Consider the following 15,274-nt stretch of genomic DNA (forward strand, 5'->3'; position numbering starts at 1 on the left):
AAGGGAATTTTCGATGAGACGTCTGTTCGGCGGCCTGGTGCTCACCCTGACCGCCGTGATCGCCCTGGCCGGATGCGGTGGGGGAGGCGACCCCCTCGACGAGCCGACCGGCGGGCCCTCCGGGGCGCGCGGCACCACGGTCGTGGTCGGCTCGGCCAACTTCCCGGAGAACGTGCTGCTCGGCTCGATCTACAGCCAGGCACTGCGGGCCAAGGGCGTCAACGTGGAGGAGAAGTTCAACATCGGCAGCCGGGAGATCATCTTCGGCCAGGTCCAGAGCGGGGCGATCACCGTGCTGCCCGAGTACCTCGGCTCGCTGCTCGCCTACGTCGACCCGAAGTCCATCGCGCGGACCAAGGAGCAGATCGTCGCCGAGCTGCGGGGGAAGCTCCCGGACACGCTGGAGATCCTGGAGCCCGCCGCGGCGGAGGACAACAACTCGCTCACCGTGACCCGGCAGACCGCCGAGCGGTACGGCCTGGCCACGATCGAGGACCTGGCGAAGGTGTCGAAGGACATGGTCGTGGGCGGCCCGCCGGAGTTCCGGCAGCGCCAGGAGGAGAACCTCCGGCGCACCTACGGCCTGGAATTCAAGGAGTGGCGGCCGACCGGCGACGCCACCGCCGACGCGATCCTCGACGGCACGGTGGACGTCGGCAACGTGTTCACCACCGACCCGGTGATCGCCCTTGAGGGGCTGGTGCCGCTGGAGGACAACAAGAACGCGTTCGGCGCGGAGAACGTCGTGCCGCTCGTGCACCGGGCCGGCGTGGACGACACCGTGCGGGCCACGCTCAACACGGTGTCCGCCAAGCTCGACACCCCCGCGCTGCTCGAGATGATGAAGCGCGTCGCCGTCGACAAGGAGGCCCCGGAGGCGGTGGCGAAGGACTGGCTGGCCCGCAACGGGCTGCTGTGATCGCCTGACATGATGGGAAGCCCCCGCGTGACCGGGCCGGGGGCTTCTCGTCGTCAGGGGAGGGGCGTGAGCGAGTTCACCGAGGCGATGGCGCAGCTCGCGGCGGGCGTGACCGTGCTCACGGTACGCGACGGCCGCGACGACATCGGCACCACCGTGACCACGTTCACCTCGTTGTCCCTCGACCCGCCGCTGGTGATGGTGAGCGTCACCAGCACGGGCTACCTCAACGAGGTGCTGCTGCGCCGCGACCGCTGGGCCGCATCCCTGCTCTCCGGCGGCCAGGCGGCGATCGCGAGCCGGTTCGCCACCCCGGGCCGGCCCAGCGCCCGGCTGCTCGTCGCGGGCACGCCCCACCACCGCGGGCCGCACAGCGAGGCGCTGATCATCGACGGCGGGGTGGCCGCGATCGAGGCGGAGACCGACAAGGTCGTGCCCGCCGGGGACCACACCGTCTACATCGCGTCCCTGCTCGCGGTCGACTACGTCGACGCGGGCCGCCCCCCGCTGGTACGGCTCCGCGGCCGCTACCGGCCGCTCGGCTAGCCCGGCGGCCGTGCCGTACCGGCGGGGCCGGGGCGGCTAGCGGATGACCCAGGTGCCGGGCAGGATGAGCGGGCCGTACGGCGGCAGCCCGAGCCGGGCCGCGAGCACGGCCAGCGGCCCCCACGCCTCCAGGCGCACCCGGGCGATCGCCTCCGCCTTGTCCTCGCTGGATTCGGCCGGGCGCAGCCGCTCCAGCGCGTGCAGCTTCGGGTAGTAGCGCACCGGCGCGTCGGCCGCCAGCCCCGCCTTGCGGCGGGCGATCGCCAGCGCCTCCTCCAGGCCGCCGAGCTCGTCGACGAGCCCGCGCTCGTGCGCGTCCGCCCCGGTCCACACCCGGCCGCGGGCGAGCTCGTGCGCCCGGTCCCGGTCGAGGCCGCGGGCCTCGGCGACCTTGCCCACGAAGTCGTCGTAGATGCGGTCGAGCCAGGCGTTGACCCGCTCCCACTGCGCCTCGGAGAACTCCTGGGTGAGCGAGAACATGTTCGCGTTCGCGCCCTCGAGGATCGTCTCGGTGGCGATCCCGACCTTCGCCAGCAGCTCGCCGATCACCGGCTTGCCGCCGAGCACGCCGATCGAGCCGGTGAGCGTGCCGGGCTGGGCCACGATCACGTCGGCGGGCATCGACACGAAGTAGCCGCCGGACGCGGCGACGTCACCCATCGACACCACGACCGGCTTGCCCGCCCGGCGGGTGAGCAGCACCTCGCGCCAGATCGCGTCGGACGCGACGTACGAGCCGCCGGGGCTGTTCACCCGGAACACGACCGCCTTCACCTTCTCGTCCCGGCGGGCGGCGCGGAACGCCGCGCAGATCGTGTCCGAGCCCATCGAGGCGCCGCCGAACGGGCTGCGCCCGCTGCGGCCGAGGCGGATCGCGCCGTGCCCGTGGATGAGCGCGACCACCTGCTCGCCCGGCCGCGGCATCTTCCGGCCGAGCAGGTGCTTGTGGTAGCGGGTGACGTACTGCAGGTGCGGCTCCTGCCCGGTCTGCGACCGCACGCCCGCCTTGAGGTCCGCGTAGACCTCGTCGCGGTAGGCGAGCCGGTCCACCAGGCCGGCGCGGACCGCCTCCGCGCCGATGAACGGGCCCTCGTCGATCATCTCGCGCACCCGGGTGGGCTCCATGCGCCGCGCCTCGGCGATCCCGGCGACGATCTGCTCGGTGACCGACTCGGCGATCCGGGCCATCATCTCCCGGTGCGCCTCGGTCATGTGGTCCTGGGTGAAGGTGTTCGCCGCGGTCTTGTACTCGTGCCGCTGGCCCACCTGGTACTCGACGCCGGCCTTGCCGAGCGCGTCCTTGAGGAAGTGCTGCTGCAGCGCGATGCCGGTGAGCCCGACGTCGCCGGACGGCTGCAGGCAGATCGTCTCGCACGCGGTGGCGAGGTAGTAGGGGACGGTGCCCGCGCCGAACTCGCCGAGGGTCTCGGCGAACGCGACCGTGCGCTTGCCCGACCGGCGGAAGGCCTGGATCGCGCCGCGCAGCTCCTGGACCGTGCCGAACTCGATCGGGTGGCCGCCGATCCTGACGATCAGGGCCCGTACCCGGTCGTCGCTCCGGGCGCGCTTGAGGCCCGACAGCAGGTCGGTGAGACGCGGCCGGCGCATGGACATGACCGCCGAGAAGGGGTCGGTCGGCGGCCCTTCCACGACGCCCTCGGTGAGATCGAGTTCCAGAATCAGCGGGGAGGTCCGCACCTTCCGGAACCGGTCGAGGGCATCGGTGATCACCTTGGTCGCGTCCATAGACCCCACCATAAGGGACGGATCAGACGCGCGGCGCGGTCGTTTCGGCGGGACCCTCCTCCGCCGGATCCGTGCGCCGGGCGGGCCGCAGCCAGAGCACGCCGAGCGGCGGGACGCGCAGCCGCGCCGAGTACGGCAGGCCGTGCCGGGGCACGTCGACGGCCTCCACCCGGCCGAGATTGCCCACGCCGCTGCCCGCGTACTCGTAGGCGTCGGTGTTGAGGATCTCCTCCCACACGCCCGGCTCGGGCAGGCCGAGGTGGTAGTCCTCGTGCGGCACGCCCGCGAAGTTCGCCACGCAGGCGAGCACCGAGCCGTCCGTGCCGTACCGGAGAAACGAGAACACGTTCCCCTGCGCGTCGTCGGCGTCGATCCAGCGGAACCCGTCGGGGGTGTGGTCCTGGGTGTAGAGGGCGGGCGTGGACGTGTAGATCCGGTTGAGGTCCCGCACCAGCCGCTGCACCCCCTGGTGGAAGTCGAAGTCGAGCACCCACCAGTCGAGGCCGCGCTGCTCCGACCACTCCGAGCCCTGGCCGAACTCGCCGCCCATGAACAGCAGCTGCTTGCCCGGGTGCGCCCACATGTACGCGAGCAGGGCGCGCAGGTTCGCGAACCGCTGCCACTCGTCGCCGGGCATCTTGCCGAGCAGCGAGCCCTTGCCGTGCACCACCTCGTCGTGCGACAGCGGCAGCACGAAGTTCTCCGAGTACGCGTACATCAGGGAGAACGTCATCTGGTGATGGTGGTACTGGCGGTAGATCGGCTCGTGCCGCAGGTAGGCGAGGGTGTCGTGCATCCAGCCCATGTTCCACTTGAAGCCGAACCCGAGCCCGCCCAGGTAGACCGGCCGGGACACGCCCGGCCAGGCGGTGGACTCCTCGGCGATGGTGACGATGCCCGGCACCTCGCGGTAGCAGACCGTGTTGAGCTCCTTGAGGAACTCCACCGCCTCGATGTTCTCCCGCCCGCCGTAGATGTTCGGGGTCCACTCGCCCTCGGGACGCGAGTAGTCGAGGTAGAGCATGGAGGCGACCGCGTCCACCCGCAGGCCGTCGATGTGGAACTCCTTGAGCCAGTAGAGCGCGTTCGCCACCAGGAAGTTGCGCACCTCGTTGCGGCCGTAGTCGAACACGTAGGTGCCCCAGTCCGGGTGGTAACCGCGCTTCGGGTCGGGGTGCTCGTACAGCGCGGTGCCGTCGAACCGCCCCAGCGCCCAGTCGTCCATCGGGAAGTGCGCGGGCACCCAGTCGAGCAGCACGCCGATGCCCGCCTGGTGCAGCCGGTCCACCAGGTACCGGAAGTCGTCCGGCGTGCCGAACCGGGCGGTCGGCGCGTAGTACGAGGTCACCTGGTAGCCCCACGATGGCCCGTACGGGTGCTCGGCCACCGGCAGGAACTCCACGTGAGTGAACCCCATGTCCGTCACGTACTCGACCAGCTCGGTCGCCAGGTCGCGGTAGGACAGCCCCGGCCGCCACGAGCCGAGGTGCACCTCGTACACGCTCATCGGCTCCTCGAGCGGCCGCCGCGACGCCCGCCTCGCCATCCACTCGTCGTCCTGCCACTCGTACGTCGACCGCTCCACGATCGACGCGGTCGCCGGCGGCACCTCGGTACGGCGGGCCATCGGGTCGGCCTTCTCCCGCCACACCCCGTCGACGCCGAGCACCGCGAACTTGTACCGCTCGCCCGGCCCGATCCCCGGCACGAACAGCTCCCACACCCCGGACCGGCCGAGCGACCGCATCGGGTACCCCTGCCCGTCCCAGTGGTTGAAGTCGCCGATCAGCCGCACGCCCCGGGCGTTCGGCGCCCACACGGCGAAAGCCGTACCGTCGACGTCCTCGTGCCGCATCACCCGGGCGCCGAGCACCTCCCACAGCCGCTCGTGCCGCCCCTCACCGATCAGGTGCAGGTCGAGCTCGCCGATCGTCGGCCAGTGCCGGTACGGGTCGTGCACCACCTGCGGCTCACAGCCCGCGTAGGTGACCCGCAGCCGGTAGTCCGGGATCTTGTCCAGCCCCGGGATCGTCGTGGCGAACACCCCGTGCGCGACGTGCGTCATCTCCCGCGCCTCGTCGCCGATGAGCACCTCGACCTTCTCCGCCAGCGGCCGAAGCGCCCGGATCGTCACGCCGTCGGGGCCGGGGTGAGCGCCCAGAATCGAATGCGGATCATGGTGGGCCCCGCCCGCCAGCCGGTCCAGCTCCGCATCCATCGCCCGCTCACCACTCCTCGCTCGCACCGGATCACTCCACCGTTCGCTCATACCCTGCCTGCCACCCACTGATCCAACCCGCCGCCCCCACGCAGACCCATCACAAGCGCGTAACGACCGTGCCGCGACGCGCGGCTCGCCGCGACCACGCTGAGCATGCGCGCCCACCAGGCGTGGAGCATCGGCGACGGGCCTGCCTGTGTACGGCTCGCCGAGGCGGCGCGGTTGCACGACGGGCGGACCACGCCGGGCGTGCAGGGCATGGCCGCGCAGATGGCGGCGCGGGGACACGCGCTGATGGGCGAGGCGGACGCGGCCCGCGCCCTGCTCGACGAGGCCGAGCGGCTGATCGCCAGGGCCACCGAGCGGCCGGAGGACGAGCCCGCCTGGATGTACTTCTACGACGACGGCTGGTTCGCCATGCAGCGCGGCATGGCCGAGATCGAGCTCGGCGCGGGCGACCGGGCCGTTCCGCTGCTCGAGGCGGGGTTGTCCCGGCTGCCGGAGGCCTTCCGCCGTGACCGCGCCTGGTTCGGTTCCTGCCTCGCCAAGGCGTACCTGCTCAAGGGCGACGCCGACGCCGCGGCCGGTACGGCGCTGCGGTACGCCGGGGACGCCGTCGCCGTGAACGCCTACGCCGTCCGGACGCTGCGTGACGTCGCCTCGGCACTGCGGGACACGCGGCTGCCCGCCGTACGCGATCTGGATGATCTGCTGGCGACCGCCCGGGACGCGGGGAACGGAAACCGCCCCTCGGAGTAGAGATCGCGTGCCTGCCGTCGTCAGGGCCGAAACCTCCCGATCCGGGTGACCGCAGAGCCGCGCGATACGCATGGGGTTTGTGCTGCGTGTCTCTTATTACCGGTGTGGTGAATCGCAGGCGCGTTGCGAAAAGCACAGGTATGTTGCCGGTCGCGGTCAGACGAAAAGGAAAGCGATGGCGGTACGTGACGACACGGTCATTTATCAGCGCGACATCCTGTCGCGGTGGCCGGACAGGGTGTGCTGGGCCGGGCTGCTGGCGCTCGGCGTGGTGATGCCGATCGTGCAGCCGGGGAAGGACGGCGCGCCGTTCGTGGTGGACAGCCTCGCCTACGTGGCGGTCTGGGGCATTCCGTTCTGGATCGCGCTGCTCACCCTGTGGTCGTTACGCCGATACGGCCGGGTCACCGTCACCCGATGCGAATTACGGGTGGGGCGGGAGCGAATTCCCGTGCACCATCTGGATCGCGCCTACGTCTACCTGCTGGCCACGGAACTCCCCGCGCTCGCGGGACGGCTGCCGGACCTTCCCGACCTGCCCTGGGATCGCCTGCGCGCGATTCGCGACGCGCGCCCCGCACGGCTGCTCGGCGGCGCCTACGCCGAGCCGATCGGCGTCGCCTCGTACCCGCTGATGCTGAAGGACGGCACGGCCGTGGCGGTGGCCACCCGCGACCCGGCCGGCATGGTCAAGGCGCTGCTCGCCGTCGTCCCCGAAGGGTGACGACGGGCCCGCCGGACGGCCCAGGGCTACGAGCCGGTGAAGGCGGCGAGCGGGATGGGCAGCCAGGTGGGGCGGTTGCGGGCCTCGTAGCCGACCTCGTAGACGGCCTTGGCGTACTCGAGGGCGCGGAGCAGGACGGCGTCGTCGCCGTGCACGCGGCCGCCGCCCTCGGTGTAGCCGTCGAGGAAGGCGGCGCGGTTGCGGGCCGACCACTCGGCGGCGCGGGAGGTGAGGATGCGGCCCTCGGGGTGGTCCATGAGCAGGTGGCGCGAGGCGTAGTCGAAGGAGCGGAGCATGCCCGCGACGTCGCGCAGCGGCGTGTCGAGGGCACGGCGCTCCTCGAGCGGCTGGCCGGGCTCGCCCTCGAAGTCGAGCACGACCCACTCGGTGTGGGTGCGCATCACCTGGCCGAGGTGGTAGTCGCCGTGCACCCGCTGCACGGTGATCGGGCGGTCGATGTCGGCGAGCCGGTCGTAGGCGGCGTGCACCACCGCGTCGTGGCCGCGCAGCTGGGGCACCTCGAGCAGGGTCTGGTCGAGGCGGGCGCGCAGCCGCTCGGCCATGCGCTTGATCTCCGGCGGGTCGAGCGTGCCGGTCGGGAACGCGGCGGCGAGCTCGCGGTGCACCCGCGCGGTGGCGATGCCGAGGCGGCGCGACTCGGCGGCGAAGTCGCCGCCCACCTCCGAGGCGGGGATCTCCGGCTGGTGGGCGTAGCCGTACAGGTCGCGCACGCTCGCCAGGGCGAGCGACCAGCCGTCGTTCGCCGTGCTGAGGTAGCGCTGCATGAACGCGAGCGTGGTGTCCTCGCCGTCGATGTCGGTGGTGAACCACCCGTACGGCTGCGCGATGTGCGGCGAGCCGCGCCGGGCGAGCGCGGTGACGATCTCCACCTCCGGGTTGACCCCGGGCACGAGCCGCCGGAACAGCTTGCAGATGTACGCCTCGCCGTACACGAGCGAGGTGTTCGACTGCTCGGCGCCGAGCACCAGGCTGCGCAGCCCGGTCTCGATCGTCACGCCCTCCATCGCCCGGAAGCGCAGGGGACCGATGTCGGCCCCCTGCGCCATCGCCTCGAGCAGCACGCCGGTGAGCTCGGCGTCGTGCGCCGCGTCGTAGTAGCGGCCACCGATGTGCGCGTGCTGGAGCCGCTGCGGGATGGACCGCCGCGTTCCGAGCAGCAGCTGGTAGCGGTCCCGGGCCCCGGCCTGGTGCACCTGGAGGACCAGGTGCCGCAGGCCGGGGTCACCGGACTTCAGCTCGACGTCGGACTCGATGCCGACGCCGTCGATCGCGCGTCCCTTGCCGGCGAACCAGCGCTGGCGGCCGATCCATCCGGCGAGCAGGTCTTCGAGTGCTGTTGTCACGACTCCTCGGTGGCGCTCGTGGGCGTCAGCGTGAACCAGTAGAACCCATGCCCAGGAAGCGTCAGAAGATACGGGAGCTCGCCGATCGGGGGGAACGGCACGCCGCCCATGCACTCCACCGGAGTGGCCCCCTCGAACCGGCGCAGGTCCAGCTCCACCGGCTGCGGGAAGCGGGACAGGTTGTTGACGCACAGCACCCGGTCGTTGCCGAGCTCCCGGACGAACGCGAGCACGCTCGGGTTCGACGAGTTGAGCTCGGTGAAGTCGCCGAGCCCGAAGACCGGGTGGCGCTTGCGGATCTCGATCATCCGCCGGGTCCAGTGCAGCAGCGAGCCGGGGTTCTTCTGCTGCGCCTCGACGTTGATCGCCTGGTACCCGTAGATCGGGTCCATGATCACCGGAAGGTAGAGCCGTCCCGGGTCGCAGTCGGAGAAGCCCGCGTTGCGGTCCGGGGTCCACTGCATCGGGGTCCGGACGCCGTCGCGGTCACCGAGCCAGATGTTGTCCCCCATCCCGATCTCGTCGCCGTAGTAGAGCACCGGCGACCCGGGCAGGGAGAGCAGCAGCGCGGTGAACAGCTCGATCTGGTTCCGGTCGTTGTCGAGCAGGGGCGCGAGCCGCCGCCGGATGCCCACGTTCGCCCGCATCCGCGGGTCCTTGGCGTACTCGGCGTACATGTAGTCGCGCTCCTCGTCGGTCACCATCTCGAGGGTGAGCTCGTCGTGGTTGCGCAGGAAGATGCCCCACTGGCAGTTCTCCGGGATCTTGGGGGTCTGGGCGAGGATCTCGGAGATCGGGTAGCGGGACTCGCGCCGGACCGCCATGAAGATGCGCGGCATGAGCGGGAAGTGGAACGCCATGTGGCACTCGTCGCCGCCGGTGACCGGGTCGCCGAAGTACTCCACCACGTCCGACGGCCACTGGTTCGCCTCGGCGAGCAGCACCCGGTCCGGGTACAGCCGGTCCACCTCGGCGCGGATGCGCTTGAGGTAGGCGTGGGTCTCGGGCAGGTTCTCGCAGTTGGTGCCGTCCTTCTCGAACAGGTACGGCACGGCGTCCAGCCGGAAGCCGTCGATGCCGAGGTCGAGCCAGAACCGCAGCACCTCGAGCATGGCCTCCTGCACCGCCGGGTTGTTGTAGTTGAGGTCCGGCTGGTGGTGGAAGAACCGGTGCCAGTAGTACTGGCCGCGCACCGGGTCGTAGGTCCAGTTCGAGGTCTCGGTGTCGACGAAGATGATGCGCGCGTCCTTGTACTTCTCGTCGGTGTCGGACCAGACGTAGAAGTCGCCGTACGGGCCGTCCGGGTCGTGGCGGGAGGCCTGGAACCAGGGGTGCTGGTCGCTGGTGTGGTTCATCACCAGGTCGGCGATGATGCGCATGCCCCGCTTGTGCGCCTCGTCGACGAGCCTGATGAAGTCGCCGAGGGTGCCGAACTCGGGCAGGATCTTGGTGTAGTCCGAGATGTCGTACCCGCCGTCGCGCAGCGGGGACTCGTACATGGGCAGCAGCCACAGGCAGTCCACGCCGAGCCACTTGAGGTAGTCGAGCTTCTCGATCAGCCCGTTGATGTCACCGGTGCCGTCGCCGTTGGAGTCCTTGAAGCCCCGGATGAGCACCTCGTAGAAGACGGCCCGCTTGTACCAGAAGGGGTCGCGTGGCGTCTCGTGGGTGAAGGTGTTCGGAACCGGCTGCGAAACGGCGCTCACGGCTCCTCCTTCGCCGGTCGTTCTCCCGCCGTGAGCGCCCGGCCACCTGGTGTGCGGTCGGCCGGACGGTTGTGTGCGATCAGGTCGCGCACGTTACCTCCCCGCTTTCGTGCTCTCGACGGCCCGCCGGTGGCGCGCCCGGCGGGCCGACTGGTCGCCTGTCACCGGCCGGACGGCCGGCCGGTTCGGAGTGATGGGTGGTTCACCGGGGGTTCGCCGACGCCGCTCGGAGGGTGAACACGTGGGCTGGACACACGTACGGGTCGAGCCGTACGTAGTTGGACCGGCGCCAGCGGTAGGACTGGCCGCTGAGCTCGTCGTCGACGATGAACTCGGCGTTCCAGTCCAGGCCGAGGGCCGGCATGTCCAGGTGCACCGTCGCCTCGCGGGTGTGGTGTGGGTCGAGGTTGACGACGGCCAGTACGACGTCGCCCATGCCCTGCCGTCGTGTGGCGGGGTCATAGGGGCCGGGCAGCCGCTTGGAGAAGCAGATCAGCTCCGGCTGGTCGACGTAGTGGAAACGTAGGTTACGCAATTCCTGCAGAGCCGGGTGTGCCCTTCGCAGCATGTTCAGTCGCCGGATGAACGGGGCGATGCTGCGCCCTTCCCGCTCGGCCGCTGCCCAGTCGCGAGGCTTGTACTGATATTTCTCGCTATCGAGGTATTCCTCGCTACCCGGGCGAACCGGTACATTTTCGCACAGTTCATAACCCGAATATATGCCCCAGGTCGGCGACATGAGGGCCGCCAGAACCGCGCGAATCTGGAATGCGGGCCGACCACCGGTTTGAAGATACTCGTGAAGAATGTCCGGTGTGTTAACAAACAGGTTCGGGCGCAGAAAATGTGACGTCTTGTGGGCGAGCTCGGTGAGGTACTCCTCAAGCTCCTGCTTGGTGTTGCGCCAGGTGAAGTAGGTGTACGACTGGTGGAACCCGATCTTCGCCAGCGTCTGCAGCATCGCCGGCCGGGTGAACGCCTCCGACAGGAACAGCACGTCCGGGTCGGTGGCGTGGATCTCGGCGAGCAGCCGCTCCCAGAACGGCACCGGCTTGGTGTGCGGGTTGTCCACCCGGAAGATCCGCACGCCGTGCGACATCCAGTACCGCACCACCCGCTTGACCTCGGCGTACAGGCCCTCGGGGTCCTTGTCGAAGTTGAGCGGGTAGATGTCCTGGTACTTCTTCGGCGGGTTCTCGGCGTACGCGATCGTGCCGTCGGCCCGGATGGTGAACCACTCCGGGTGCTCCTTCACCCACGGGTGGTCGGGCGAGCACTGCAGGGCGAGGTCGAGCGCGATCTCCAGGCCGAGCTCGCGGGCCCGGGCGACGAACGCGTCGAAGTCCTCGATCGTGCCCAGGTCGGGGTGGACGGCGTCGTGCCCGCCCTCCTCCGAGCCGATCGCCCACGGCGACCCCGGGTCCCCCGGCTCGGCGACGAGGGTGTTGTTGCGGCCCTTGCGGTTGGTCTTCCCGATCGGGTGGATCGGCGGGAGGTAGACCACGTCGAAGCCCATCTCCGCGATCGCGGGCAGCCGCCGGGCAGCGGTCGCGAAGGTGCCCGATCTCATCTGCCCGTCCTCGCCGACGTGCGCCCCCTCCGAGCGCGGGAAGAACTCGTACCACGAGCCGAACAGGGCCCGCCGCCGGTGCACCACGATGCGGTGCTTGGGGGAGCGGGTGAGCAGGTCGCGCAGCGGGTGGGCGAGCAGCATCCGCTCCACCTCGGGCAGCTTCGCGTACGCGAACCGCGCCCGCGGGTCCACCGCCTCGTCCCGCAGCCGCGCCGCCACCTCGAGCAGCGCGGCCCGGTGCCCGCACCGGCCGTTGTCCCCGTTCTGCGGGCACGCGTTCGGCCGTACGGCTCGCGCCGCGCGCTCGAACAGCCGGGCGCCCTCCTCGCACATGAGGTCGGCGTCCATGCCGCGCGGGATCTTGATGCCCGCGTCGTGGAACCAGGTCGCGATGGGGTCGCCCCACGCCTCGATCCGGAAGTGCCAGTGCCCCTCGGTGGGCAGTGACACGTCGACGCCCCAGCGGTCCGTGCCGGGGGCGAGCTCGTGCATGCGCAGCAACGGGCTCACGGTGCCGTCCGGGGCGAACAGCACGACCCCGGCGGCCACCGCCTCGTGCCCCTCGCGGAACACGGTGGCACTGATCTGGAAGGTCTCACCTGCCGCGGCCTTGGCCGGTCGGCGACCGCAGTCGACGACTGGGTGGATGTCCTGGATTGGGATTCGTCCGATCATCGCACTCACGGTAGCGACGGCACACCGGTACCGCCGAAATCGGGCAAATTTGGATCTTCAGTTCGTCAAGCAGGTTTGGCGCAGCGCAAAGCGACCCTCACTTAGGTGGCGGACGGGACACACTTTATGGGTTGCCCCAATGGTCCACCCTTACCCCTCGTCGTGAAAGACCCGGCGGCGGATTCGCCGCAAGATCCGTGACGGGGTGTGCCTGATCGTGTCCTCGCGGTGAGATCTGTTTACCCTGGATCTGGCGATGCGACTCACCGATCGGCACTCATCGTTGTTAGTGATCGCGCCACGGTCTCACATCATGAGCAGCCTATTGGTGGGTTTGGCGGGATTTGTTAGTGGAGAGAGCGAGACTGACGACTCGCCCGTGGCCGACAAAGGCGTTTCGGTCGCGTTCGGCGGCACCGAGTAACTAGGGTCTGGCACCGTGAGAGCAATCCGCAGGTTCACCGTCCGTACCGTCCTTCCTCCCGAGCTCGCCGCGCTCGGTGAGCTCGTGCACAATCTCCGCTGGTCCTGGCACCCGGAGACGATGGATCTCTTCGAGCAGGTGGACCCCGAGACCTGGCAGCGGGTCGGCCACGACCCGGTCGCGCTGCTCGGCGCCGTCGACTCGCGGCGGCTCGCCGAGCTCGCCCGGGACCGCCGCTTCCTGCGGCGCCTCGCCGACGCCGCCGACGATCTGCGCGAGTACATGACCGCGCCCCGCTGGTACCAGAACCTCGAGGGCGCGCCGCAGGCCATCGCCTACTTCTCGCCGGAGTTCGGCATCGCCGCCGCGCTGCCGCAGTACTCCGGCGGCCTCGGCATCCTCGCCGGGGACCACCTCAAGGCCGCCAGCGACCTCGGCGTGCCGATCATCGGCGTGGGCCTGCTCTACCGTCACGGGTACTTCACCCAGTCGCTCTCACCGGAGGGCTGGCAGCTCGAGCACTACCCGAGCCTCGACCCCGGTGGCATGCCGCTCACCCTGCTCAAGGAGCCGGACGGCGAGCCCGCCCGGATCCGGGTCAACCTGCCGGAGAACCGGGTGCTGCACGCCCAGATCTGGGTCGCCCAGGTCGGCCGGGTGCCGCTGCTGCTGCTCGACTCCGACGTGGCGGAGAACGACGCGCTCTCCCGGGACGTCACCGACCGGCTGTACGGCGGCGGCACCGACCACCGCCTGCTGCAGGAGCTGCTGCTCGGCATCGGCGGCGTGCGCGCGGTGCGCGCCTACTGCCGCATCACCGGCTACCCCGAGCCCGAGGTGTTCCACACCAACGAGGGCCACGCCGGCTTCCTCGGCCTGGAGCGCATCCGCGAGCTCACCGAGGCCCGGCTCACCTTCGAGGAGGCGCTGGAGGCGGTGCGGGCCGGCACCGTGTTCACCACGCACACCCCGGTCCCGGCGGGCATCGACCGCTTCCCGATGGACATGATCGCCCGCCAGTTCGGCGGCGACAACGCCTGGCCGACCGTGGACGTCGAGCGCATCCTCGAGCTCGGCGCCGAGCCGGAGGGCGAGGGCGGCGACAAGGCGCTGTTCAACATGGCCGTGATGGGCATGCGCCTCGCCCAGCGGGTGAACGGCGTCTCGCAGCTGCACGGCAAGGTGAGCCGGGAGATGTTCCAGGGCCTGTGGCCCGGCTTCGACGTCGACGAGGTGCCGATCGGCTCGATCACCAACGGCGTGCACGCGCCCACCTGGGTGGGCCGCGAGGCGCTCGAGCTCGCCGGGGAGCGGCTCCCGCTGCTCGCCGAGGAGGCGAAGGGCTGGGAGGGCATCCAGAAGATCAGCGACGAGGAGATCTGGGAGATCCGCGGCAAGCTGCGCCGCCGCCTCGTCGAGGCCGCCCGGGAGCGGCTGCGCCGGTCGTGGCGGGAGCGCGGCGCCTCCGACCCCGAGCTCAAGTGGATCGACGAGGCGCTCGACCCCGACGTGCTCACCATCGGCTTCGCCCGCCGCGTGCCCTCGTACAAGCGGCTCACGCTCATGCTGCGCGACCCCGAGCGGCTGCGCGCCATCCTGCTCCACCCGGAGCGGCCGGTGCAGATCGTGATCGCGGGCAAGGCGCACCCGGCCGACGAGGGCGGCAAGCGGCTCATCCAGCAGATCGTGCGGTTCGCCGACCAGGAGGACGTACGGCACCGCATCGTCTTCCTGCCGGACTACGACATGTCGCTCGCCCAGCTGCTCGTGCAGGGCTGCGACGTGTGGATGAACAACCCGCTGCGCCCGCTCGAGGCGTGCGGCACCTCCGGCATGAAGGCCGCGCTCAACGGCGGCCTCAACCTGTCCATCCGGGACGGCTGGTGGGACGAGTGGTACGACGGCAACAACGGCTGGGCGATCCCCACCGCCGACGGCGTCGAGGACCCCGACCGGCGTGACGAGCTCGAGGCGAGCGCGCTCTACGACCTGATCGAGCGCGAGGTGGCGCCGCGGTTCTACGACCGGGCCGCGGGCGGCCCGCCGCGCCGCTGGATCGAGATGGTCAAGCACACGCTCACCTCGCTCGGCCCGAAGGTGCTCGCCGGCCGCATGCTGCGCGACTACGTGGTGGACCTGTACACGCCGGCGGCGCGCGCGGCCCGCGAGCTCGCCGCCGACAACTACCGGCAGGCCCGTGCGTTCGCCGCGTGGAAGCTGCGGGTACGGCGCGCCTGGCCGGGCGTGCGGGTCGAGCACGTGGAGACCTCCGGGGTGGGCGACACGCCGGAGCTCGGCGCGACGCTCGAGGTGCGGGCCACGGTGGCGCTCGGCGAGCTGGAGCCGGGCGACGTCGCGGTGCAGGCCGCCTACGGCCGGGTGGGCCCGCACGACGAGCTGGTGCGGCCGTCGTACGCCACGCTCGAGCCGGTGGAGTCGGCCGACGACGGCCGGGTGATCTTCCACGGCACGGTGCCGCTCGACCGAACCGGCGCGTTCGGCTACACGGTGCGGGTCGTGCCGTCGCACCCGCTCATGGCCTCGCCCGCCGAGCTGGGCCTGATCACGGTTCCCGAGGAGCCCGCGGGCATGACGAACGGCACGTTCCGATAAGCGC

General features: G+C 70.7%; 10 protein-coding genes. 5 read left to right on the forward strand and 5 right to left on the reverse strand.

All coding sequences use genetic code 11. The annotated features are described in order from the left end of the window. Positions 1-13 precede the first annotated feature (13 nt). On the forward strand, positions 14-919 hold the full coding sequence (locus FHX40_RS03035) for an ABC transporter substrate-binding protein (protein ID WP_142258192.1): 906 nt from the start codon (positions 14-16) through the stop codon (positions 917-919). Between the two features lie 66 nt (positions 920-985). Next, positions 986-1,465, forward strand: coding sequence for a flavin reductase family protein (locus FHX40_RS03040; RefSeq protein ID WP_229789153.1), 480 nt, complete (start codon positions 986-988; stop codon positions 1,463-1,465). 36 nt (positions 1,466-1,501) lie between these two features. On the opposite strand, the gene sppA is transcribed toward FHX40_RS03040, so the two are convergent. Beyond that, entirely contained in the window at positions 1,502-3,211 is a 1,710-nt protein-coding gene (gene sppA / locus FHX40_RS03045; protein ID WP_142258194.1) for a signal peptide peptidase SppA, read from the reverse strand. A 22-nt stretch (positions 3,212-3,233) separates the two neighbouring features. Then, complete coding sequence (gene glgB / locus FHX40_RS03050) at positions 3,234-5,429, reverse strand: 1,4-alpha-glucan branching protein GlgB (RefSeq protein WP_142258195.1); 2,196 nt, start codon at positions 5,427-5,429, stop codon at positions 3,234-3,236. Positions 5,430-5,585: 156 nt separating this feature from the next. Here glgB and FHX40_RS03055 point away from each other — a divergent pair, with 156 nt between their 5' ends. Next, positions 5,586-6,191 carry an NsdA family TPR-like regulatory protein gene (locus tag FHX40_RS03055; protein WP_142258196.1) on the forward strand — a complete coding sequence of 202 codons (606 nt, stop codon included), beginning with the start codon at positions 5,586-5,588 and terminating at the stop codon, positions 6,189-6,191. A 175-nt stretch (positions 6,192-6,366) separates the two neighbouring features. Continuing rightward, positions 6,367-6,915 carry a DUF3093 family protein gene (locus tag FHX40_RS03060; protein WP_142258197.1) on the forward strand — a complete coding sequence of 183 codons (549 nt, stop codon included), beginning with the start codon at positions 6,367-6,369 and terminating at the stop codon, positions 6,913-6,915. A gap of 26 nt (positions 6,916-6,941) precedes the next feature. Here the strand turns inward: FHX40_RS03060 and FHX40_RS03065 are convergent, their stop codons facing one another. The 3 genes from FHX40_RS03065 to FHX40_RS03075 all read right to left on the reverse strand — a co-directional run bounded on the left by FHX40_RS03065 (position 6,942) and on the right by FHX40_RS03075 (position 12,233). After that, positions 6,942-8,279, reverse strand: coding sequence for a maltokinase N-terminal cap-like domain-containing protein (locus FHX40_RS03065; protein WP_142258198.1), 1,338 nt, complete (start codon positions 8,277-8,279; stop codon positions 6,942-6,944). Then, a complete protein-coding gene (treS, locus tag FHX40_RS03070) occupies positions 8,276-9,985 on the reverse strand; it encodes a maltose alpha-D-glucosyltransferase (protein WP_142258199.1) in 1,710 nt (569 codons plus the stop codon). The genes FHX40_RS03065 and treS overlap by 4 nt, the downstream gene beginning before the upstream one ends. A gap of 202 nt (positions 9,986-10,187) precedes the next feature. Then, positions 10,188-12,233, reverse strand: coding sequence for an alpha-1,4-glucan--maltose-1-phosphate maltosyltransferase (locus tag FHX40_RS03075; RefSeq protein WP_142258200.1), 2,046 nt, complete (start codon positions 12,231-12,233; stop codon positions 10,188-10,190). A 439-nt stretch (positions 12,234-12,672) separates the two neighbouring features. Here FHX40_RS03075 and glgP point away from each other — a divergent pair, with 439 nt between their 5' ends. Further along, positions 12,673-15,270, forward strand: a complete 2,598-nt coding sequence (gene glgP / locus FHX40_RS03080; RefSeq protein ID WP_142258201.1) for an alpha-glucan family phosphorylase — start codon at positions 12,673-12,675, stop codon at positions 15,268-15,270. Positions 15,271-15,274: the final 4 nt, after the last annotated feature.

The sequence above is a fragment of the Thermopolyspora flexuosa genome (assembly GCF_006716785.1).
GTDB lineage: Bacteria > Actinomycetota > Actinomycetes > Streptosporangiales > Streptosporangiaceae > Thermopolyspora > Thermopolyspora flexuosa.

Bases quoted from the DNA above. Each gene is read 5' to 3' on its own strand.
- FHX40_RS03035 (WP_142258192.1), top strand. From the start codon at position 14: ATGAGACGTCTGTTCGGCGGCCTGGTGCTCACCCTGACCGCCGTGATC.
- sppA (WP_142258194.1), bottom strand. From the start codon at position 3,211: ATGGACGCGACCAAGGTGATCACCGATGCCCTCGACCGGTTCCGGAAG.
- glgB (WP_142258195.1), bottom strand. From the start codon at position 5,429: ATGGATGCGGAGCTGGACCGGCTGGCGGGCGGGGCCCACCATGATCCG.
- FHX40_RS03055 (WP_142258196.1), top strand. From the start codon at position 5,586: ATGCGCGCCCACCAGGCGTGGAGCATCGGCGACGGGCCTGCCTGTGTA.
- FHX40_RS03060 (WP_142258197.1), top strand. From the start codon at position 6,367: ATGGCGGTACGTGACGACACGGTCATTTATCAGCGCGACATCCTGTCG.
- FHX40_RS03075 (WP_142258200.1), bottom strand. From the start codon at position 12,233: ATGATCGGACGAATCCCAATCCAGGACATCCACCCAGTCGTCGACTGC.